Source organism: Mariprofundus sp. NF (assembly GCF_013387455.1).
In the GTDB taxonomy this organism is placed as follows: Bacteria; Pseudomonadota; Zetaproteobacteria; order Mariprofundales; family Mariprofundaceae; genus Mariprofundus.
The window spans coordinates 158,740-180,477 of the sequence record NZ_VWNC01000003.1 but is presented as its reverse complement, the minus strand read 5'-3'; the positions used below and the strand labels follow the sequence as shown (position 1 = coordinate 180,477).

Here is a 21,738-nt window from a genome sequence, read left to right as displayed (position 1 = left end):
TGAATTCATAAATAGCTGGATAGAAGGAGCTTACATTGATTGGAAAGAAGAAAAAGGACGTTGAAGCTGAGATTGAACTGGAAGAGAATATTCAGCTGGATGAAAATGGTGATGAGGTAGTCACCGAGCCTGAGGTTGATCCTTTGGAAGCCGCACAGGCTGAGATCGCTGAACTGAAAGACAAGCTGCTGCGCACCTATGCCGAGATGGATAATCTGCGTAAACGTACCCAGCGCGAAGTGGCTGATGCGCATAAGTTCGGTGTCGAAAAGTTTGCCACCTCACTACTGGATGTGATGGATAATCTGGAGCGCGCACTGGCCGTGGAAGAGGGTAACGAGCAGGCCTTCCGTGAGGGCGTTAAGCTTACCCTCAATAGCTGGCACGAGATGATGAGCCGTTTTGAAGTGAAACGTATTGATGCAGTGGGTGAAGCGTTTGATCCGCATCACCATGAAGCGCTATCACAGATGCCGAGTGAGGAGCCTGAAGGCACTGTAATTGCTCAGCATGTGGCGGGTTACACCCTGCACGGGCGATTGATTCGCCCGGCCAAAGTGCTCGTATCCAGCGGTCCGGCTGCTTAAGTCGAGGGCATTCGCCACGAAGTTCACGAAGAATAAGAGAGTATGGGTTTCTCTTCGTGCTCTTCGCGTACTCTGTGGTAAAAAAAATCAACTTCAGGGGTTGAAAGTGGAAATGGCACCCCCCATAAACAGTTCAAGAGAGTTTGAATAACAGTTTTTAACGTATAATCAGGAGCAGGAAAACATGGCAAAAGTAATTGGAATTGACCTCGGTACCACCAACTCGTGCGTAGCCGTCATGGAAGGCGATAAAGCCAAGGTAATTGCTAACAGCGAAGGTGATAATACCACCCCGTCGGTTGTGGCATTTGCCAACGATGAGCGTCTGGTTGGTGCATCGGCCAAACGTCAGATGGTGACCAATCCGGATAAAACATTCTACGCGGTAAAACGTTTGATCGGTCGCAAGTTCGACTCGAAAGAGGCGAAACATCATAAAGATCTGGTCTCCTACCCGCTGGTAGCTGCCGATAACGGTGATGCATGGCTGGAAGTTGATGGTAAGAAGATGAGCCCGCAGGAGATCTCTGCGATCACACTGCAGAAGATGAAGAAGACTGCGGAAGATTATCTCGGTGAATCTGTGACAGATGCGGTGATTACCGTACCTGCTTACTTTAACGATTCCCAGCGTCAGGCCACCAAGGATGCCGGTGCCATTGCCGGCCTGAACGTGCTGCGTATTGTGAATGAGCCAACTGCTGCTGCACTGGCTTATGGTCTGGATAAAACTGAAGAGAATCATCTGATTGCCGTATACGATCTCGGTGGTGGTACCTTCGATATCTCGATCCTTGAGATCGGTGATGGCGTATTCGAAGTAAAAGCGACCAATGGTGATACCTTCCTCGGTGGTGAAGATTTCGATCAGGTGCTGATTAAATATCTGGCCGCTGAGTTCAAGAAAGAGCACGGCGTTGATCTGATGAGCGACAAGCTGGCCCTGCAGCGTCTGAAAGAGGCTGCGGAGAAAGCGAAGATCGAGCTCTCATCAAGCAATCAGACCGAAGTGAACCTGCCGTTTATTACGGCTGATGCATCCGGCCCTAAACATCTGCTGATCAAGCTTTCACGTGCCAAGTTTGAATCTCTGGTTGGTGATCTGGTTGATCAGTCGATCGAACCTTGCAAGCAGGCGCTCAAGGATGCCGGTGTGAAAGCCGGTGATGTTCACGAAGTGGTACTGGTGGGTGGTATGACTCGTATGCCGCTGGTGCAGCAGAAGGTGCAGGAGTTCTTCGGTCGCGAGCCGCACAAGGGCGTGAACCCGGATGAAGTGGTGGCTATTGGTGCTGCGATTCAGGGTGCGGTACTGACCGGTGATGTGACCGACGTACTGCTGCTGGATGTTACACCTCTCTCGCTCGGTATTGAGGTAGAGGGTGGTCTGTTCAATAAGATTATTGAGAAGAACACCACCATCCCGTCCAAGAAGAGCCAGACCTATACCACGGCTGCTGATAACCAGACGGCTGTGACCATTAAAGTGGCGCAGGGTGAGCGTGAGCTCTTCTCTGCCAACAAACAGCTCGGCCTGTTTAATCTCGAAGGCATTGCACCGGCACCACGTGGCATGCCACAGGTTGAAGTAACCTTCGACATCGATGCCAACGGTATTATGCATGTGCATGCCAAGGATAAAGGTACCGGTAAAGAGACCTCCATTCGTATTGAGTCCGGTTCCGGCCTCTCCGAGGAAGAGATCGAGCGCATGAAGAAAGATGCGGAAGCCAATGCTGATGAAGATAAGAAACTGAAAGAGCAGATCGAAGCGAAGAACCGTGCTGATGCACTGGTCTATTCAACCGAGAAGTCACTCAAAGAGCATGGTGATAAAGTGGATGAAGAGACTCGCACAGCGATTGAAGCTGCACTGGAAGAGCTGAAGAAAGCGATTGAAGGTGGCGATGCTGAGACCATCACTGCGGCTGAAACCAATCTGGCTGAGAAGGCGCAGAAGCTGGGTGAAGCGATCTACAAGGATATGCAGAATGAGCAGGCTCAGGCAGAAGGCGCTGATTCAGCTGCACCGGAATCTGATGCTGCCAAGGATGCTGATATTGTTGATGCTGAAGTTGTGGATGAAAACGATAAAAAGTGAGGCGTGAAGCGTGAAGTGCAAGGCGTGAAACGTAAGGCGTGAAGTGTTAACGGTGAGGCGTAAGGTGTTAGGTGTGAGGAGTCTGTTCTCCTTTCTCTTTACCCCTTACGCCTTACCTTTTTTTATAGGGAGTGAGAGTGTCTAAACGCGACTATTATGAAGTGCTGGGTGTGGCTAAAGATGCCGATGAAAACACCATCAAACGGGCTTACCGCAAGCTGGCGATGAAATATCACCCGGATCGTAATCCGGATGATGAGAAGGCGGCTGAAAATTTCCGTGAAGTAACCGAAGCCTACGAAGTATTAACCGATAGCAATAAACGTGCGCGTTTTGATCAGTATGGTCATGCCGGTGTCGATGAGCAGATGCAGGACTTCTGGGGCCGTGGTGGGGCGCAGGATTCACACGCCTTCCGCGACTTTGGCGATATGTTCGGCGACGTGTTCGGCGATATGTTCGGTGGTCGTGGTGGCGGCCATGCAACGCGCGGTGCTGATCTGCGTTATAACCTCTCTATAAGCCTTGAAGAGGCGGCCAGTGGCAAAGAGGTGGAACTGGATATTCCAAGGCATGAGAGCTGTAACAACTGTAAAGGCAGTGGCGCTCGTCCCGGCTCTAATCCGGTGCCATGTAACACCTGTGGCGGTCATGGTCAGGTGCAGATGCAGCAGGGTTTCTTTGCTGTGCGTCGTACATGCCCGACCTGTCATGGTAAGGGCTCACGTATTGATTCACCATGTATTGAATGCGGTGGAGCAGGGCGTAAAAAGATCAATAAGAAGCTGAAGGTGAAAGTGCCTGCCGGTGTCTATGAAGGTGCGCAGGTACGTGTTACCGGTGAAGGTGAAGCTGGTGAATATGGAACGCCATCCGGTGATCTCTACATTGTCATCTCGCTGAAACCGCACAAGATCTTTGAACGCGATGGTGCCGACCTCTACTGCACGATGCCGGTGACATTCCCGCAGGCGACACTGGGTTCTGAAGTGGATGCACCAACGCTGGATGGTAAGATCAAGATCAAGATTCCGGCTGGAACTGAGGCTGGGCGTGTATTCCGACTGCGCAGTCACGGTGTTCCTGATGTGCGTAACGGTAGCCAGAAGGGTGACCTTTATGTGCGTGTACAGATCGCTGTGCCGAAGAAGATGAGTGCAAGACAGGAGCAGCTGCTGCGCGAATTTGCCGATGAGGCGGGTGATGATGTCTATCCTGAACGCTCCTCATTTCTGGGCAAAGTGAAGGATTTCTGGGAAGATCTCTCCCAGGAGGGCAAATAATGGCTGATATGAGGATCGTGATTGTAGGTGCTTCAGGGCGTATGGGCCGCATGCTTGTGCGTGCGGTGAGTCAGGCTGATGGTGTAGTTCTGGCTGGCGCAACTGAGCGATCCGGTTCTGAGTTTGTCGGCCGTGATGCCGGTGAACTTGCAGGTGTAGAGACATTGGGCGTGAGAATCGTTGATGATATTTCCACCTGCTCTGAAGCTGATGTAATTATTGATTTCACAGCACCTGTAGCGACGTTAAGTCATGCAGCTTTTGCGGCCAGTAAGGGTATGGGTATGGTGATCGGAACTACCGGTTTTGATGCCCAGCAGATGGCTGCATTGAAACATACGCTTGCCGCCTCTCCAGTGGTGATGGCTGCCAACTATTCGGTTGGTGTTAATCTGGCTCTCAATCTTATTGAGCGCGCAGCAGCTGTGCTGGGGAATGATTATGATGCCGAGATTTTTGAGGCGCATCACAAACACAAAGTTGATGCGCCGAGCGGTACAGCGCTGGCTATGGGCCGAGCCTTGGCAGCAGGTCGTGAAGTGGATCTGGATGAAACCGCTGTTTACGCCCGTGAAGGCATTACCGGAGCCCGTAAACCGGGTTCGATCGGTTTCTCCGTAGTGCGTGGTGGTAATATTGTCGGTGAGCATCAGGCGATGTTTATTGCCGATGAGGAGCGTATTGAGATCAATCATGTCGCTGCTGACCGCATGGTCTTCGCCAAAGGTGCAGTTCGTGCAGCTGGCTGGCTGGCATCGCAATCTACCGGCTGGTATGACATGCAGGATGTACTCAATCTGCGCGATTAACTGCAGAGAAAAATGGCTGCGACATAATAGATAAGCCAACCACGAATACACACGAATCAACACGAATAATAGTCAGTGAATATTTGCATTATTGCCTCAAGGCACTCTCTCTGCCATAGAAGTATCCACCTAATGGTGGATGTTTTTCACATCTCGTATTAGCGAGGAAAGTGAATTAATGAGCATCTTGTAATTCGTGAAAATCAGTGTGTATTCGTGGCTGGTTTTTTTATCCTTGAGTTACGCTGAACAGCTGGCACAAGTTGATATTTCCCGCTAATGGTCAATGAGCTTTTGTTGCGCGACAATTTGTCACACTCCGACGGTTTACAAATCATATAACTTTCGCGATCAGAAATGGCGCAGAGACGCGGCTTGTTTGATCGCTAGCCAGACCGTAGCTTAAGTTCTCATGCGAATCGAAGAGGCAACGATGTTTATTCAAGGCTCCATTGAGGAGATGGTGGGTACTTATAACCTGAAACGGTTGTTTGTGTTCAGAACTGCAGTGATCGCAAGTGAGCTGGCGGCTGTTGGTCTGGCTGTTTACGGGCTCTCTGTCGTGTTGCCTCTTCACTATATGCTTTCAGTGATTGCTCTCTATACGCTGTTTAACGCTTACGTCTGGTTGCGGCTGCGCAAAAGCCCATCGGCCAGTGCCAATGAATTTTTCCTACATCTGGTTGTGGATGTGCTGGCACTGGCCGCACTGCTCTATTTTGCCGGTGGCTCCAGTAATCCGTTTGTTTCGCTGTTTCTACTGCCGCTGGTGATTGTGGCGGCAACACTGCCCAAGCGTTATGTCTGGGGCATGGCGGCGGTGACGCTGGGTTGCTACTCGCTATTGATGTTGATCAATGTGCCGCTGACGCAGGAGATGACAGGCCATAATCACGGTGCTCATGCCGGCCATGGTGCTGCCCCTGCAGGTGATTTCAGTCTGCATGTGCTGGGTATGTGGTTCAGTTTTCTGCTTGCCGTGGGTCTGATTCTATTTTTCGTCGTCTCCATGGCTGAAGCTTTGCGCCAGCGTGATCAGAAACTGGCCGAAGCACGTGAGAAAAATCTGCGTGATGAGCATATGGTCTCTCTCGGCACACTTGCTGCCGGTGCCGCCCATGAGCTGGGTACACCGCTGGCGACGATGGCTGTACTGACCAAAGAGATGGAAAAGGAGTATCGGCAGCAACCCGAACTGTTGGAAAACATTGTTATTCTGCGTTCGCAGGTGGATCGCTGTAAGGCGACACTTGGGCAGATCAGTGCCAGTGCCGGACAGATGAAGGCTGAGAGTGGCCATAGCGAAGATGTGAAGAGCTGCCTGAACCACTGCATAGCACGCTGGCAGGAGCTGCATCCGGCAACATCAATAGCGATCTCCCTGAAAGGACTTGAACCGGCTCCAACCATTGTTGTTGATGAAACCCTGAATCAGGCCGTGATCAATGTGCTGAATAATGCTGCTGATGCCTCTCCGAATAGCATTGAGTTGAATGCAGAGTGGTCTGCTGTTGAACTGAATCTTGATATTCGCGATTTTGGTGACGGTTTAAGTCCTGCTGCGCTGGAAGCGCTGGGTAAACCGTTTTTTACCACCAAGAAGGATGGCCACGGCCTCGGTTTCTACCTGGCCAGTGAGGTGGTGCGCCGTATTGGCGGTGAGATGAATATCAGCAATCACGCAGAGGGTGGGGCACTTGTTAATATTCGCCTGCCACTGCAGAAGTTGAAAACGGAGTAGCTATGGAAGCAAACAGGGATCTGCCGAATCTGCTGCTGGTTGATGATGATGAACTCTTCTGTCGCATTCTCTCCTCTGCGCTGGAGAAGCGCGGTTTTGCCGTGCAGGTATCGCATAATGTGGCTGATGCCATCGAACTGATTGGTGATGCCGCACCTGAATATGCCGTGGTTGATTTGAGCATGCCGGGTGATTCCGGTCTGGTGCTGGTCGAGAAGCTGCATCAACTGGATGAACATACCCGTATCGTTGTATTAACCGGTTACGCCTCCATTGCCACAGCAGTAGAGGCGATCAAGCTTGGTGCAACACACTATCTTGCTAAACCCGCCGATGCTGATGAGGTGGTTGCCGCACTGCAGAAAAACAGTGGTGATGCCGCTGCTGAGGTTTCCGGTCAGCCGATGTCCACCAAACGCCTGGAGTGGGAACACATCCAGAAGGTACTGATGGAGTGCGATGGCAATATTTCCGAAACCGCCAGAAGACTCAGTATGCACCGGCGAACTTTGCAACGAAAACTGGCCAAACGCCCGTCAAAGTCCTGAGTTTAATTTATCTTCATCCTTGTGGTTGAAGGGCTGGAGTCGCATAAAATCAGACCTCTGTCCGAAGTTATGTTCGATCTATCAGTTTCCTGTTTTCAGTCTATAATGGTTTTAAGATATTGTTTCATGAGTCATGGGGGTGATCATGGAAACAGAACAGGAACAACGCAGAGAAGAGCGTCTTGCTGCTCCGGAATTGTCAATCGGCAAGCTCTGTATTCTGGAAACCAAGCGAAGCCTCAAAGTGGAAGGTGTGCGCGATATTACCTGCGCGGGTATCGGCTTGAAGGTGAATGGTTTTTTGCCACAGGGAGAGTTGGTTCGTCTCAAGCTTAACTTTGGCAGAGACCACTTTCATCTCTATGGTGATGTGGCCTGGTGTGTACCGGCAGCAGGTGCGTTGCTTGACGCAGATGAGCCTGATTTATTCATGACCGGAATCATTCTGTAAGTTGGAAAATGGAAGTTTCAACATTCAAACCTGATGAATGGGCGCTTCAATAACTAAGGGGCTGGAGTGGTACAAAAGTAGACCAGCCCCGAAGTTTTCGCGCTTGCTATGTTGGTCCGCTAACTTTGAGGACGATCATAGCTACACCTTTTTAGCGCTGACTTGCCAATGCCAAATTGTCGGAACAGACTATTGTTCATACTCCGGGTTGCGACCATTTGCCGCGATTCAGTTCACTATGAATGGAGATACAGTTCGCATATGCTTGGATTTAATCAATCTCCTTTTTATCGCCTCTCAATGATACTGCTAGCCGGTATATTGCTGGTTGCGTGTGACAATCAGGATAATAAGCTGCCAGCTAGCGTCGCAGCCCCTGTTGTTGTGCTAAAGGCGCATACGCTAATGTTGAGTCACAGGGTCGAAGCGCTTGGCACTGCACAGGCTGAAGAATCGGTTACCATTACCGCCAGAGTTGCAGGCAGGCTTGATGAGATCGCTTTTTCAGATGGTCAGCGGGTCAACAAAGGGGACGTGATCGCACGCATGGATCAGAGAGCGGAACAGGCACAGTTGATTGCCAGTCAGGCGCAGCTGCATGAACATCAGCGTGAGCTGAAACGACTTAAAACACTTCTGACACGTAAGGCAACAGCCAGTCGTACAGTCGATGAACGCAAAACGTTGCTTGCAGTAACTGCAAGCAGGGTTAAGGAGATCAAGGCAAAAATTGATGAGTTAACACTGATCGCACCCTTTGATGGCAAGTTAGGCATCCGTCGGGTCAGTCCGGGGGCGATGATTCAGCCGGGCACGATGATCACCACGCTGGATGCAACGGAAAAGATCAAACTCGACTTTACCATCCCCTCTACAGAGCTTAGTGGCATAGCTGTCGGTGCAATAGTTGAAGCGAGCACCACAGCACTGCCTAGAGAGCAATTCATCGGCAGGTTAACCAGTGTGGATTCACGTATCGATCCATTGACACGTTCGTTATTGTTGCGTGCTGAAATCGACAATCAAACGGGCAGATTGATTCCCGGCATGCTGATGCGGGTCGTGCTAAAGAGTGCATCGCGGGAAGCGCTGGTGGTTCCGGAAGAGAGTATTACCCAGAGGCAGGGGAAGCATTTCCTGACGCTGGTGGATGAGAACAACAAAGTTGAGCTCAGGGTAATTGAAATTGGTCTGCGTGAAGATGGACTGGTAGAGATTCGCCGGGGTCTGACTGCAGGTGAGCAAGTGGTTGTGCGCGGTATGGGTTTTGTCAGATCTGGTCAGCTTGTCACGATCAAGCAAATCTGGACATCGATTGATGACAGGCATGCCTCCAGCGCTCATGCTCAATAGCCTTTTATGAGCTGTAGCTGTAACCCAATCTTGAAAAATACGGAAGCAGGTTTCTATGTGGTTATCTGATACCAGTGTTCGCCGTCCGGTACTGGCTCTGGTTATGAATCTGCTGCTGATTGTGTTTGGCATTCTCTCCTTTTCCAGTCTGCCGCTACGCGAATATCCGGACATTGATCCGCCAATTGTCTCCATTACAACCAGTTATCTCGGAGCTGCAGCCAATGTGGTGGAGACGCGTATCACCGAAGTGATTGAGGGACGTATTGCCGGTATTGAGGGCATACGCTCTATCACTTCGAAAAGTCGGGATGGACGTTCGGATATCTCGATCCGCTTCTCCATTAATCGTGATATCGATGCCGCAGCTAATGATATTCGTGATCGAGTATCACGTATTATGGATGATCTTCCCGATGGTGCGAATGCCCCGGAAATCCGCAAAACCGATGCAGACGAACGGGTCATCATGTGGGTTCACCTGACCGGCAAAGGCATGACCACGATGCAGGTCACCGATTATGCACGGCGTTATATCGAGGATAGATTTTCTTCGCTTGATGGTGTGGCTCGTGTACGTATCGGTGGCGGTAAGGAGCAGGCTCTGCGCATCTGGCTGGATCGTAACAGGCTGGCCGCTTTTGGACTGACGGTTATCGATGTGGAGCGGGTTCTGCGTCAGGAGAATGTGGAGCTTCCCGCTGGTGTGCTGGAGTCGAACCGACGTGATTTTACTGTTCGTATGCAACGAAGATACAGTAATATCGATGATTTTCGGGGGCTGGTGCTCAAAGCCGGTAGCAATAACTATCTGGTTCGCCTTGCTGATGTGGCGCGTGTAGAGACCGGTGTTACTGAGCAGCGCAGCATATTGCGCGGCAACAGCATACCGATGGTAGGTGTTGGCATCGTCAAGCAGTCCAAGGCCAATACGCTGACAGTTGCCCGGCTGGCAAAAGAGGAGATGGCACAGGTCAATAAGGTGCTGCCAGCGCATATGCATATGGAGCAGAGTTATGACTCCAGTCTGTTTGTTGATAATGCCATTGATGAGGTATTCAAGACCCTGCTATTTGCCATTCTGATGGTGGTGGCAGTGATTTATATATTTTTGGGCAATGCGCGAGCCATGCTGGTGCCGGCTGTTACCGTGCCGATCTCTCTGATTGCCACTTTTGCCGTGCTCGATCTGTTTGGATATTCGATCAATCTATTAACACTGCTGGCTCTGGTGTTGGCAATCGGACTGGTGGTCGATGATGCAATTGTTGTAGTTGAGAATATTCATCGACGTATGGAGATGGGGGAGAGCAGGCTGGTGGCAGCTTTTCGCGGTACCCGTCAGGTCGGTTTTGCCGTGCTTGCCACCACCGCTGTCCTGGCTGCTGTATTTGTACCCATCACTTTTATGCAGGGTGATGTCGGACGCCTGTTTAGTGAGTTTGCTATCGCTATTACTGCGGCGGTGATTTTCTCAAGTTTTGCAGCCCTGACCATTGCTCCGGTGATTGCTTCCAAGCTGCTTGGCAAGGGTAGCCAGCGCGGAGCTCTGAGTCAGCGACTTGATCATTTTTTCAACAGGCTTCGGGATCGTTATCTGGCAAGACTGATCTCTATGCTGGAACGCCCATGGCTGGCCTTGATCGTGATTGCCCTGATGCTGGCAGCATCGATGTTGTTGCTGCGTGAGATTCCACAGGAGTATTCGCCAAAAGAGGATCGTGGTGTGTTTTTTGTCATGATCAAAGGGCCGGAAGGGGCGTCTTACGCATATATCCGTGAACATATGGATGAAGTTGAAAGGCGTTTGATGCCATTTACTGAGACAGGAGAGATTCAGCGTCTGTTACTACGTGCACCAGGTAGTTTTGGCGCCACATCTGACTACAGTAATGCACGCGCTATTGTCGTACTTAATCACTGGAGCAAGCGCAAACCGATTGGCTATTACATCGCTCAGGTGCAAAAGCTTACAGCGGATATTCCGGGTGTGGTTGTATTTAGTATGGTGCGTCAGGCATTCGGCCGCGGTGAGGGTAAACCTGTACAGTTTGTACTGGCTGGCCCGACCTACGATGAGCTGGCTGGCTGGCGCGATAAGGTGTTGCGCAAAGCAGGCTCTAATTCTGGCCTGATCGACCTGGATCACGATTATAAGGAAACCAAACCGCAGATCGGTGTCCGTGTTCTGCGTGATCGGGCGGATGCACTTGGTGTTTCTGTGGTAGAGATCAATCGCACGCTGGAAACCTTGATGGGTTCTCGCCGGGTGACAACCTATATTGATCGTGGAAAAGAGTATGATGTGTTACTGGAGAGCGAGAAGTCTCTGAAGCAGCAGCCCTCAGATATCCTCAATAGCCGGGTACGATCCGAACGCAGTGGCAAGCTGATTCCTCTCTCCAATCTGGTTGAGATTCAGGAGTTTGCCGATAGTGCAACGCTCAATCGCTATAACCGCCAGCGTGCCATTACGCTGGAGGCTAATCTGGTTGGCAATTATCCTCTCGGGGAGGCGTTGAACTATCTTGAGGAGATCGTGCGTACTGAGTTGCCTGCAGGTGCCACAATAGATTATAAAGGCCCGTCACTTGACTTTATCGACAGTGAATCATCCATCTATCTGGTGTTTGTACTGGCACTGATGGTGGCCTTTCTGGTTCTGGCGGGGCAGTTCGAGAGCCTGGTTCATCCTTTGACCATCATGCTGACTGTACCACTGGCAATTACCGGCGCACTGGCTGCACTCTGGGTCTTTGGTATGAGTCTGAATATCTACAGCCAGATCGGGCTGATTATCCTGATTGGTATTGCTGCCAAGAACGGCATATTGATTGTTGAGTTCATTAATCAGCTGCGCGATGAGGGCGTGGAGTTCCAGCAGGCGATTATTGAGGCAACCGGTAAACGTTTTCGCCCGATCTTGATGACGGCACTCACCACCGCTTTCGGAGCACTGCCTCTTATTTTTTCATCGGGTGCGGGTGCGGAAACTCGGTTGGTGATTGGCACCGTGATCCTGGCCGGTGTACTGGTAACTACACTGTTCACCCTGTTTGTTGTGCCGATGATCTACAGATTATGGGCACAGGGCACAGCTTCTCCCAAAGCTACCGGGCAGCGGCTTGAGCAAGAGCTGGATCAATGTGAGAAGAAGATATGAAACCGCTACTTCTCTGTCTGATTAGCATGCTTATCTCTGCCTGTGTCGTGGGGCCGGATTATCAAAAGCCGGAGTTTAGCTATAACGACCAGTGGCAGGGCAAAAGCATCGACGATCAAAATCTTCACAGTCCGACATCCGAACAGTGGTGGGAGCAGTTTGAAGATCCGCTGCTCACTGAGTTGATCACCCATAGTCTGCAGCATAACCGTGATCTGGCAGTTGCCTTTGCCAATATCGAGCGTGCCAGGGCATCCAGACGCAGCTCCCGGTCTGGCCTGTTCCCAACACTGGATGCTGGCGGCACAGCCAGTCGCAATCGCTATAGCAGCCAGACAGCTTTTGCGACCAATAGCAGAATTCGCAACAGTTTTTCTGCTTCACTGGATGCCAGCTGGGAGCTGGACCTGTTTGGTCGCACGCGTCGTGCTATTGAGGCGGATGAGGCGATGATCGGGGCCGTTGAGGCAGCTCGCCACGGGGTGAAACTCTCTGTCGTTGCCGAAGTGGCTGGTAACTATTTCGAACTTCGAGGTGTTCAACGCCAATTGGCCATGAGCAGGCGCAGTATTGCACTGCTTGCTGAGGTTGAAGATATTGTCAGAGCCCAGTTTGAGCAGGGTGTAACCAGTGAGTTGGATCTGCTGCGTGCGCGTGGCGAGCGTGAAAGTATGCAGGCAAACATCCCTAATCTGAAAGCAGATATGATGGCTCGCATCTATCGCATCTCGGTACTGACAGGGCAAGCTCCGGAGTTTTATGTCGCGAAGTTATCAGAGCAAAAAGCGCTGCCTCTCATTCGTGACTCTGTGCCAGTTGGCCTGCGTTCCGAGGTGCTGAAGCGGCGCCCTGATGTCTATCAGGCTGAGAGAGAGCTGGCAGCAGCAACCGCCGGCATTGGCATTGCTCAAGCTGATCTGTTTCCCAGCTTCTCTTTAACAGGTTCTGTCGGTTCAGGTGCACGTCGGTTCAGTGATCTGTTTACACCTGCCACCCTGACCCGCTCTTTAGCAGGTCTTCTTAACTGGCCACTGTTTGCCGGAGGGGCATTGCATGCTGCTGTTGATGTGGCCAAAGCCGATGAGAAGATCGCTCTTGCCCGTTATGAGCAGAGTCTGCTTCTGGCACTGGAAGATTCTGAAAATGCACTCATGCGATATGCGCATGGCTGGCAGAGGCTCAAACAGTTGCGTCTGGCAGAAAAGTCACGGCAGCAGGCCTTTGAGATTGCCAAGCTGCGCTTTGAGGCTGGTGAAGAGGATTTCATGGTCATCCTTGATGCAGAGCGATCACTAATCACAACACAGACTGATATCATCAATAGCGAGGTCTACCTTCTTTCAAGCCTCTCTCAACTCTATAAAGCACTTGGTGGCGGCTGGAGTTCAGAACAGCCATAAGTCAGTAAATCAATCGAGTCTGACCCCATTGATTTGTAATTTAATAATGTTGATCATGTTATCTACCATAGAGTAGATCACATATGAGAAATGCGCATTTTCAGTGAGTTGGTTGTTCAGACCATTATGAGCTAATAGCCGCAGCTGCCTGCGACAATCTGCCGCGCGACAATTTGCCTAATTTTCACTTTTTCAGCTGAGCATAAGCTTCGCCTCCAGTTTTTCGGATGGGAGGGGATGCCATGGAAATTACTACGCTGATTGATAAGGGCGGGCCTGTGATGTGGGTGCTGCTCGGTTACTCCGTGGTGGCTGTTGCTATTGTGGTAGAGCGGCTTATTCATCTCAACCTGTTGCCCAAAGTCAGTGGTGATCTGGACTCCCTCTATCAGAGCACGGGTAAACGTATTGCACCTGAAGCGGCAATTGCCATGGGTGTGCAACAGGCTGCTGCCGAAGGTGTGAAAGATCTGGTGCGTGTGGCTTCACGAATAGGATCAGACCAACTGGCCCGCATGGAGTCTGGCCTGCGTACGCTGGCCTGGCTGGGTAATACAGCACCGCTATTAGGTCTGTTTGGCACCATCACAGGTATGATCAAAGCCTTTCAGGTGATTGAGGCTGCCGGTGGCAAGGTGGATGCGATGGTACTTGCTGGTGGCATCTGGGAAGCGATGGTCACCACAGGGGCAGGGCTGGCCGTAGCGATTCCTGTGCTGTTTCTGCTGCACTTTCTTGAAGGGTTGGTCGATAAACGTGCCAAGTCGATGCAGCGGGTCGCTTCGATGGTGATTGAGCAGCTGCCACATGTCTCTCTCAACAGTGAAAACGATCAGGTTAAACACAGGGACTCTCTGGCCCATGCAATTTGAGGGAGCACGCAGAAGTGGTCAGGCCCCGAACCTGACACCGCTGATCGATATTGTTTTTCTGCTGCTGGTCTTTTTTATGCTCACTGCCCACTTCGTCAAGGATCAGGGGCTGCCGATTGAGCTACCGGAAGCGGAAAGTGCGCTATCACTCGAAGATCAGACACCGCTTGAGATCAAGCTGACCGGCACAGGCCAGATCATGGTTGCAGATCAACAGATTACGATTGACTCGCTGCAGGAATATTTGCGACCACTGCTTGCCGAAAAAGTAGAGAAACGCGTACTTATTCGTGGTGACAAAGATGCCGGTTTTGGTGACTCGGTGAAGGTGATTGATGCAGCGCGCTTAGCTGGTGCGGCGGGTGTCGATATTGTCACTGAGCAGCCGGATCGACCTTAATATGAGTCTTGCTGTGGTGACCCCCTCAGGCAGAGCCGTTCGTTATGGCGCAATCGGCCTCTCACTGCTGCTGCACGGGGCACTGTTTGCAAATTTCGGAGGCGCACCGGCAGGGGTGGTGCAGCCGCCAAACCCATCGATCACACGCCTTAGCTTTTTAACACCAGCTGTTGAACCTGTTCTGACTCCGGAAGTTGTTCCCGAGATCAAACCTGAGAAGAAGATTGTGGAACCGACACCGGAACCGGTGAAAAAAGTGGTGAAAAAAAAGGTGCGTAAAAAGGTTGCTGAGCCAGTGAAAGAGGTGGTTCAAGAGCAGGTCAGTGAACCGCAACCGGTAGCCGTTGCACAACCAATGGCCGCAGCCGCGGTAGCTACACCACAGATTGATGAGGGGCTGATCAAGCGCGAAACCGAACGCTACCTCACCGAGGTGATGGCACATATCGAGCAGCATAAATGGTATCCGAAGGCAGCCAGACGCCGTGGCATTGAGGGGGAGGTGCATGTCCGCTTCACGCTGTTTCCCGATGGCACCGCTCAGCACCTGATCGTGGAAAATGGCCCGTCCCTGCTGGTGGCTGCAGCAAGGCAGGCTGTGGAGAAGGCGATACCGATGCCAACGCCACCGGCAAAAATTCACTGCCCGCTTGAGTGTGAGTTTCGCATGGCGTTTAACCTCAATGCGTCCTGATTTTAAGTTTTTTATATAACCAAGGGAGAGATGATGAATCCGAAGATAAAAACACACGTGGCAGCCTCACTATTTGCCATGCTGCTGCTACCAAATATGGCCGTTGCCGAAGATATGGGTTTGATGCGGGTGGATTCCACTACCATTGATGATCGCTTTGAGTCCAAACGCGGTGAACCATCCAATATCTCAGTGATCAGCGGTAACAAGGTGGAGAAGGCGCATGCCGAGAATATCAAACAGATCCTTGATGCTATTCCGGGTGTGACGGCTGAATTACAGAGTCAGGACTCACTGAAAATTCATATCCGTGGTGTGGAGAATCAGCGCTTTATGGGTGAGAAGCCGGGCGTGGCCGTGGTGATTGATGGTGTGCCGGTATTTGAGCGCACAGGGCGCGTGAATATCAATATGGATGACATCGAATCGATCAAGGTGGTCAAGGGTGGTGCCTCCTATCTCTTCGGTGATGATGCTCTGGCCGGTGCGGTGATCATTACCACCAAACGCGGTGCCAAACTGGCTGGTGGTCAAATCTCGGCAGAGGGGGGAAGTTTCGGCTCCAAACGTGGTCTGGCACGTGCCGGATTTGCTACCGATAAGGTTTCAGGTCATCTGCAGGTAAGTCGTCGTGAGGCTGACAGCTACTACTTTCAGGGGCAGTACAAAGCCGATTATCTCAACGGAAAACTGCAGGGTTACCTCTCAGATTCCAGCGATCTCACCTTCGGCTGGGAGGTGGCCAAACGCTTTAAGGATAGTCACGGTACGGTGACCGGTGTGACACAGGCTGCAGTTGATCCGACCAGTGTAAATGGTCGCGATTTTGCCCGTCACTATAATGTTGATCTGGGTAAGTTCTATCTCACCTATGCCAACGATATCTCTGAAACCAGCAACCTGATGCTCAATATCTACCAGTTTGGTGATCACACTAAATTCTGGTCCTCTCCTATTCGTTACAGCACAACAGGTGCAGTTGTGACCGATGTGAATGCCTATGCCAATGGTAATGACTACAAACAGGTTCAGCGTGGCATCAAGGGCGAATGGCGAGGCAGCAGCGAGAGCCTGGGCTGGATGGGTGCCGTTGATCTGCGCGATAACAGCTACAAGAACAAAGTGACAATTCTGCAGAGCCATCGCGCCAGTCCAAGCCCCTTCTCCGGTGTTACTGCAGGTACGGTGATTACCGATGACAAAACAAAAGAGCGCATGTATGCCGGTTATGGTGAGCTGAAATACCGTCTGACTAAAGATATGACCATGACCATGAATGGTCGCTATGACCATGTGAAGCTGACCTATGACTCCTATCTTCCGGCCGCCGGCCCGCAGCTGGCCAAACACTTTAATGTCGGCTCATACCGTGGTGGCATCAACTATGACTTCAGCGACTCAGTGTCGCTCTACTCTAATGTCTCAACCGGTTTCCGGGCACCGACTGTGCAGCAGCTGTTTGCCGGCTCAGCGGGTCTGACCGGTAACGTGGCGGCCAACCCGAACCTTAAAACAGAACGGGCGATCAACTATGAGGTGGGTCTGCGCGGCAGGCTCGATATTGTCGGCGGGCTGGAGTGGGATGTCGCTGCCTTCCAGATTGATCGTAAGGATTTTATCCTCAATGTGGCCGGTCAGTATGCCAATCCGGCAACCGGTGTGACCGATCAGTATCAGAATATCGGTGGCATGCGCAATCGCGGTGTTGAGCTGGCAGTGAAAAGTGATCAGCAACAGCTCTTCTCGATGGATCTTGCCTACACACTGCTGGATGCGAAATTTACCCGCTATGACAACTACAACCTGCTGCTTGGCAACCGCTTCAGCCCCGCACCAGGTGCAAGCAGAATCGTGACCTACAATAATAGCGGTAAAACAGTGCCGCGTGCCCCCAAGCATAAAGTCTTTCTGGCCGCTCGCGTTAAGCCCTTTGCAGGATTCACACTGACCGGTGAGATGAATGCGCAATCCTCCTATTTTGCCGATGAGATTAATCAGGAGAAGATTGGAGGTCATGCTCTGTTTGATCTGGTGGCCAACTATGATTTCACAACAGGAGCCAATAACGGTGTGAAGTGGGCACTGTTTGGACGCATGGATAACGTGCTGGATCGCACCGTTTACAACACCGCACGCGGTTATTACGACAGCAATGGCGATTTCACCTACAACGCTGAAGACCTCTCTATCGTGGTCAATCCGGGCCGTCGTTATACCGCCGGCATTACAGCAACCTTTTAATCAAACCATACCGAGGGAGAAGATATGAACAAACAGATGAAACAGCTGATTATCGCGGCAGCGACTGCACTGCTGCTCTCAAGCCCGGCGCTGGCCTGTGGTGGTAAACCGTGTGCGTCCGAAAGCTGCGATTTTAAGGGAGCCAAGGCAGAAAAGTGTGTGCAAGGTGATGCCAAAGGATCGGGTTATAAGAAATCGGGGCACCATAACATTCCGGGCAACAGCCCTGACTATATTCGCAAGATTCTCAAGAAGGGTGATGCCATCGCTTTGAGTGATAAGCAGCGCAAACAGATCGGTGAACTGCTGGTGGCGGCCGAAACCGGTGCTGCCAGAGCCCATGCCGAAGCTCAGATCGAAGTGGCTGAATTCCGTGGCAAACTGCACGGCGGCAACTTGAAAGATAGTGATATCAAAGCCTATAGCCAACGCATGGGTGAGCTGCGTGCAGCCAAATACGAAGCCAACCTGATGGCCTCGGTAAAAGCTTCACGCCTGCTCACTGATGAGCAGAAATCCAGGCTCTATGCAGGCAAAAAAGCCATGGGTGCTAAGAAGTGAAGCGGGAAATATGGATAGGGGCCACGCTTGCCGTGGCTCTTTTCAGTATCAACGCAGAGGCAGCGATGCACTGGTCCCCGGTTCCGAAAGAGAAGAGTCATGGTCATGGTGGACACGGTGGCCATGATCGCCATGCAGGCAAACCGTTCCTGTTGCATGCTGGTGAAGGTGCAGAGGTCCAACTGATGAGCCCGAGCAAGGTTGTTCAACCATTAACACTGGAGCATGGCAGGGTCAGTGTGAAAGCGATGGGCACCGGCAATTATCATGCGCTGGTAGCTAAACGTAGCGTGGGTGATCTGCATGAGTCAGCTGTTCGTTATATCTATATGAACGGCAAACCATCCGGCGTGTCACCATCACTATTGATAGGGCACGAGAAATCGGCACTGGAGATAGAACCAGCTCCATTGGCGCGAGAGCACTGGCGTTACTACTCCAATACAGATGCACAGTTCATCGTACGTTTTCAGGGTGAGCCGCTTGCCGGAGCGAAGGTGCACATGCAGACAGGCAATGGTAGCAGTGCTGAATTTGCAGCCAATACCGAAGGTCTGGTGACTATCCCGCTGCCTGAGGATTTTACCTACGAGAAACCCGGCCGCATGGCAAATCCACCGTCTGAATTTGTATTAACCGCTGAGCATCATGTCGGCACAGAGAGACATATTACCACCTTTTCATATGGCTATCACATCAATCCTGAGCACTGGCAGTCCACAGAGCTCGGTCTGGCGGTCATTGGTGGCGGCATGTTCATCGGTGGTTTTATTACCTTGAGAAAGCGTCGTCGCAGGGAGAAAAAGTAATGCCTATCTGGAAAAATTTATCGGTCATCCGCAAATTTGTTCAGCTGCTGGCCTTTCTGTTTCTTGTCTATGGCTCAGTCTTTGTAGGCTTCTACTCTGCCGATAAGTTGTCGGGTGCATTTCCGGTGCTCTCCTGTGCTTATGATGCCAAAACAGCAGACTACTGTGTGTTGATTCCACTGCAGCATCAGCTCGGACATGGTTTAGGGCCAGCGATTGCGGCCGGAAAATTCACACTCAGTCTGCTTCTGCCTATCCTGACAACCCTGGGAACCTTCCTTCTTCTTTTCATCTTGTTGAATAAGGCTTTCTGTGGCTGGCTCTGCCCGCTGGGCTTCTTCCAGGAGGTGCTGGGTATGATCGGTCAGAAGCTGCGGCTGAATCGCACTGAGTCGCTGGATGATAATCTGGTGGATCGCATCAGGCCTGCCAAATGGCTGATGCTGGGGCTGTTGGTGATTCTCTTGCCACTGGCTTCGGGTCTCGGTTTTGTCGGCCATGAACTGGGCGATCCCTTCTGCCAGATCTGTCCGAGCCGGATACTGACCTCACTCTTTGCAGGGCAGCTTAACCAGCTCTATATCGATACCTCATCAACCGGTTATATGATCCTCTCGATTATTGCCGATCTGTTGTTTGGTCTGATTCTTGTGCTCTCACTGACCATGCGTCAGCCCTTCTGCCGCATCTGCCCGCTGCTGGCGATGCATGCGCTGTTTAAGAAGGTTGGCCTGGTTAAGCTTGTGAAGAACTACACGCCACGCTGCGATAAGTGCGGCCTCTGCGCCAAAGCATGCCCGATGGATATCCGTGAGATTCATACATCCAAAGAGAAGGATATTCTTATGCCCGACTGCACCCTGTGTGGGCGCTGTGTGGAGTTCTGCCCGGATAAGGGTGTGATGGCACTGAAGTATGCGGTGATTCCGATTAAGGTCTCTGATCCCGCGTATTTTAAAGAACGCAACAAGGCGCAGAAGAGGTGGGAGGGCAAGCAGAAGCCATCTCGCCGTGTTAAAAAGGATTAAACGTGGAGGTTCTATTCTCCGCTATGCTGACAACATTCATCATCGGCCTCTCATTCGGGGCCGGTGCATGTATGTTTACCTGTATTCCGACACTCGGTGTGATGCTGCTGGCGCAGGATATCGGAGCCAGAGAGACCTCACTGCAGACACTGCGTTTTAATCTCGGTCGCATGGCGGCTTATGCACTGCTTGCTGCCGTTTCGGGTCTGGTTGGTGCTTCACTGGTCGGCCTGCTCGATATGAGTCATGCCAACTATATCTTTGCCGCCATGCTGCTCGGCTCTGCCGTGCTGTTGTGGCGCAAGGGGAGAGTGGCGGGGTGTGCCAGCCACAAGCAGAAGCAGATCAGGGCAGGGCTGTTCGGGATCGGTTTCGCTATGGGTTTGAGGCCATGTGCGCCGCTGGCCGGTGTCATGGCAGCATCTGCAGCAACTGGCTCAGGTGCTTACGGATTGCTTCTTGGCCTCTCCTTTGGTGCAGGTGCGATCATCATCCCCCAGCTTGTCTTCGGTTACGGTCTGGGAAAAGCAGGTGGTGAGATACGTTCACAACTCAGAGGCAGGCAGCAGCAGATGGCCAGAATAGGAGCCTCGGTACTGGCCTTTGTCGGGGTAGGGGTTGGTATGGGGTGGATCTCCCTGTGAGCCAGCAGACGGTTCTTTTGATTGATGATTGTAGCGAGATTCTGGAGCGTATTGCTGAGATACTGAGTCTGGATGGTTTCAGGATATTAAAGGCTAACGGTGGCGAGCAGGCAGTTCAGCTATTCACTGCATGTTGCAGTGAGATTGACCTTGTGGTGAGTGAAGTGATGTCGTGTTTGCATGTCGGTGAAAGAGCAGTCAATGCGGTTCGCCGCATCGATAAAAACATACCGGTATTGTTTGTTACAGACCTTGATGCATATGAGACCTCAAAACGGATAGGAGCTTTTGAAAACTACTATCTTCTTAATAAGCCTTTTTATCCCGAAGAGTTAGGTGAAGATATCCGTTCAATTATTGACTGATATTGTGATGTTAAAAATATTTTCTTGTACGGTGTACGAACGTACACCATACTCTGCCCTATGATTAATAAAGACCCCTTTTACCTCGGACGACTGCAGGATTATTATGCGCTGCACAGGTTGATTCCCTCCTATGCGGAGATCGCTGCCCTTGTTGGTGTGAGTAAACAGGGGGCTGTTAAATTTATCGATCGCATGATCTTTGCCGGTTACATCAGCAAAGGGCCGGGCGGACGTTTAAGCCCTGCCAATATGTTCTTTGCCCGCCCACATGTTGGCGTCGCACCTGCAGGTTTCGCCTCTCCGGCTACAGAACTGCTTGGTGATGCGATCACTATCGACGATTATCTGGTTGAGCATCCTTCGCAGACGGTGCTGGTTGAAGTTACGGGTGAATCGATGATCAATGCCGGTATTAACGATGGCGATTTTCTGATTGTTGAGCGCAACAGGAACCCTTCCATTGGCAAGATCGTTGTGGCTATTGTCGATGGCGATTTCACCATCAAATATCTGCGCAGCGGCAAAGAGGGGATGTACCTCGAGCCGGCCAATGAGGACTTCCCGGATATCTATCCTGAAATGTCACTGGATATCTACGGTGAAGTGGTCGGTCAGTTCCGAAAATTCTAAAACTATTTTTACCACAGAGAACACGAAGAGCACGAAGAAAAGCATATCAAGGAGT

20 protein-coding genes are annotated in these 21,738 nt (G+C 51.4%); all 20 read left to right on the top strand.

The window, feature by feature from the left end:
* Positions 1 to 35 precede the first annotated feature (35 nt).
* The 20 genes from grpE to F3F96_RS06050 all read left to right on the top strand — a co-directional run bounded on the left by grpE (position 36) and on the right by F3F96_RS06050 (position 21,683).
* Positions 36 to 587, top strand: a complete 552-nt coding sequence (gene grpE / locus F3F96_RS06145; RefSeq protein ID WP_186338912.1) for a nucleotide exchange factor GrpE — start codon at positions 36 to 38, stop codon at positions 585 to 587.
* 184 nt (positions 588 to 771) lie between these two features.
* On the top strand, positions 772 to 2,688 hold the full coding sequence (gene dnaK, locus F3F96_RS06140; RefSeq protein WP_176962374.1) for a molecular chaperone DnaK: 1,917 nt from the start codon (positions 772 to 774) through the stop codon (positions 2,686 to 2,688).
* A 137-nt stretch (positions 2,689 to 2,825) separates the two neighbouring features.
* Entirely contained in the window at positions 2,826 to 3,971 is a 1,146-nt protein-coding gene (gene dnaJ, locus F3F96_RS06135) for a molecular chaperone DnaJ (RefSeq protein ID WP_176962373.1), read from the top strand.
* Positions 3,971 to 4,780 carry a 4-hydroxy-tetrahydrodipicolinate reductase gene (gene dapB, locus F3F96_RS06130; RefSeq protein WP_176962372.1) on the top strand — a complete coding sequence of 270 codons (810 nt, stop codon included), beginning with the start codon at positions 3,971 to 3,973 and terminating at the stop codon, positions 4,778 to 4,780. The genes dnaJ and dapB overlap by 1 nt, the downstream gene beginning before the upstream one ends.
* Positions 4,781 to 5,192: 412 nt before the next feature.
* A complete protein-coding gene (locus F3F96_RS06125) occupies positions 5,193 to 6,521 on the top strand; it encodes an ATP-binding protein (RefSeq protein ID WP_176962371.1) in 1,329 nt (442 codons plus the stop codon).
* Positions 6,522 to 6,523: 2 nt separating this feature from the next.
* Complete coding sequence (locus tag F3F96_RS06120; RefSeq protein ID WP_176962370.1) at positions 6,524 to 7,069, top strand: response regulator transcription factor; 546 nt, start codon at positions 6,524 to 6,526, stop codon at positions 7,067 to 7,069.
* A gap of 145 nt (positions 7,070 to 7,214) precedes the next feature.
* A complete protein-coding gene (locus F3F96_RS06115) occupies positions 7,215 to 7,520 on the top strand; it encodes a hypothetical protein (protein ID WP_176962369.1) in 306 nt (101 codons plus the stop codon).
* 168 nt (positions 7,521 to 7,688) lie between these two features.
* Positions 7,689 to 8,873, top strand: a complete 1,185-nt coding sequence (locus tag F3F96_RS06110; protein ID WP_370465509.1) for an efflux RND transporter periplasmic adaptor subunit — start codon at positions 7,689 to 7,691, stop codon at positions 8,871 to 8,873.
* A gap of 55 nt (positions 8,874 to 8,928) precedes the next feature.
* On the top strand, positions 8,929 to 12,036 hold the full coding sequence (locus tag F3F96_RS06105) for an efflux RND transporter permease subunit (RefSeq protein WP_176962367.1): 3,108 nt from the start codon (positions 8,929 to 8,931) through the stop codon (positions 12,034 to 12,036).
* Positions 12,033 to 13,436: an efflux transporter outer membrane subunit gene (locus tag F3F96_RS06100; RefSeq protein WP_176962366.1), complete on the top strand. Its 1,404-nt coding sequence runs from the start codon at positions 12,033 to 12,035 to the stop codon at positions 13,434 to 13,436. Before F3F96_RS06105 ends, F3F96_RS06100 begins: the two co-directional genes overlap by 4 nt.
* 242 nt (positions 13,437 to 13,678) lie before the next feature.
* Positions 13,679 to 14,308: a MotA/TolQ/ExbB proton channel family protein gene (locus tag F3F96_RS06095; RefSeq protein ID WP_176962365.1), complete on the top strand. Its 630-nt coding sequence runs from the start codon at positions 13,679 to 13,681 to the stop codon at positions 14,306 to 14,308.
* Positions 14,298 to 14,708 carry a biopolymer transporter ExbD gene (locus F3F96_RS06090; protein ID WP_176962364.1) on the top strand — a complete coding sequence of 137 codons (411 nt, stop codon included), beginning with the start codon at positions 14,298 to 14,300 and terminating at the stop codon, positions 14,706 to 14,708. The genes F3F96_RS06095 and F3F96_RS06090 overlap by 11 nt, the downstream gene beginning before the upstream one ends.
* The gene (locus tag F3F96_RS06085; RefSeq protein WP_176962363.1) at positions 14,680 to 15,402 is read left to right on the top strand and encodes a TonB family protein; all 723 of its coding nucleotides are present in this window, start codon (positions 14,680 to 14,682) and stop codon (positions 15,400 to 15,402) included. The genes F3F96_RS06090 and F3F96_RS06085 overlap by 29 nt, the downstream gene beginning before the upstream one ends.
* Positions 15,403 to 15,435: 33 nt before the next feature.
* On the top strand, positions 15,436 to 17,643 hold the full coding sequence (locus F3F96_RS06080) for a TonB-dependent receptor (protein WP_206675282.1): 2,208 nt from the start codon (positions 15,436 to 15,438) through the stop codon (positions 17,641 to 17,643).
* Positions 17,644 to 17,667: 24 nt separating this feature from the next.
* On the top strand, positions 17,668 to 18,204 hold the full coding sequence (locus F3F96_RS06075) for a Spy/CpxP family protein refolding chaperone (protein ID WP_176962361.1): 537 nt from the start codon (positions 17,668 to 17,670) through the stop codon (positions 18,202 to 18,204).
* A gap of 32 nt (positions 18,205 to 18,236) precedes the next feature.
* Positions 18,237 to 19,013: a hypothetical protein gene (locus F3F96_RS06070; RefSeq protein ID WP_176962360.1), complete on the top strand. Its 777-nt coding sequence runs from the start codon at positions 18,237 to 18,239 to the stop codon at positions 19,011 to 19,013.
* On the top strand, positions 19,013 to 20,041 hold the full coding sequence (locus F3F96_RS06065; protein ID WP_186338911.1) for a 4Fe-4S binding protein: 1,029 nt from the start codon (positions 19,013 to 19,015) through the stop codon (positions 20,039 to 20,041). The genes F3F96_RS06070 and F3F96_RS06065 overlap by 1 nt, the downstream gene beginning before the upstream one ends.
* Before the next feature lie 23 nt (positions 20,042 to 20,064).
* Complete coding sequence (locus tag F3F96_RS06060; protein WP_176962359.1) at positions 20,065 to 20,685, top strand: sulfite exporter TauE/SafE family protein; 621 nt, start codon at positions 20,065 to 20,067, stop codon at positions 20,683 to 20,685.
* On the top strand, positions 20,682 to 21,050 hold the full coding sequence (locus F3F96_RS06055; RefSeq protein WP_176962358.1) for a response regulator: 369 nt from the start codon (positions 20,682 to 20,684) through the stop codon (positions 21,048 to 21,050). Before F3F96_RS06060 ends, F3F96_RS06055 begins: the two co-directional genes overlap by 4 nt.
* 60 nt (positions 21,051 to 21,110) lie before the next feature.
* Complete coding sequence (locus F3F96_RS06050) at positions 21,111 to 21,683, top strand: LexA family transcriptional regulator (RefSeq protein WP_176962357.1); 573 nt, start codon at positions 21,111 to 21,113, stop codon at positions 21,681 to 21,683.
* Positions 21,684 to 21,738: the final 55 nt, after the last annotated feature.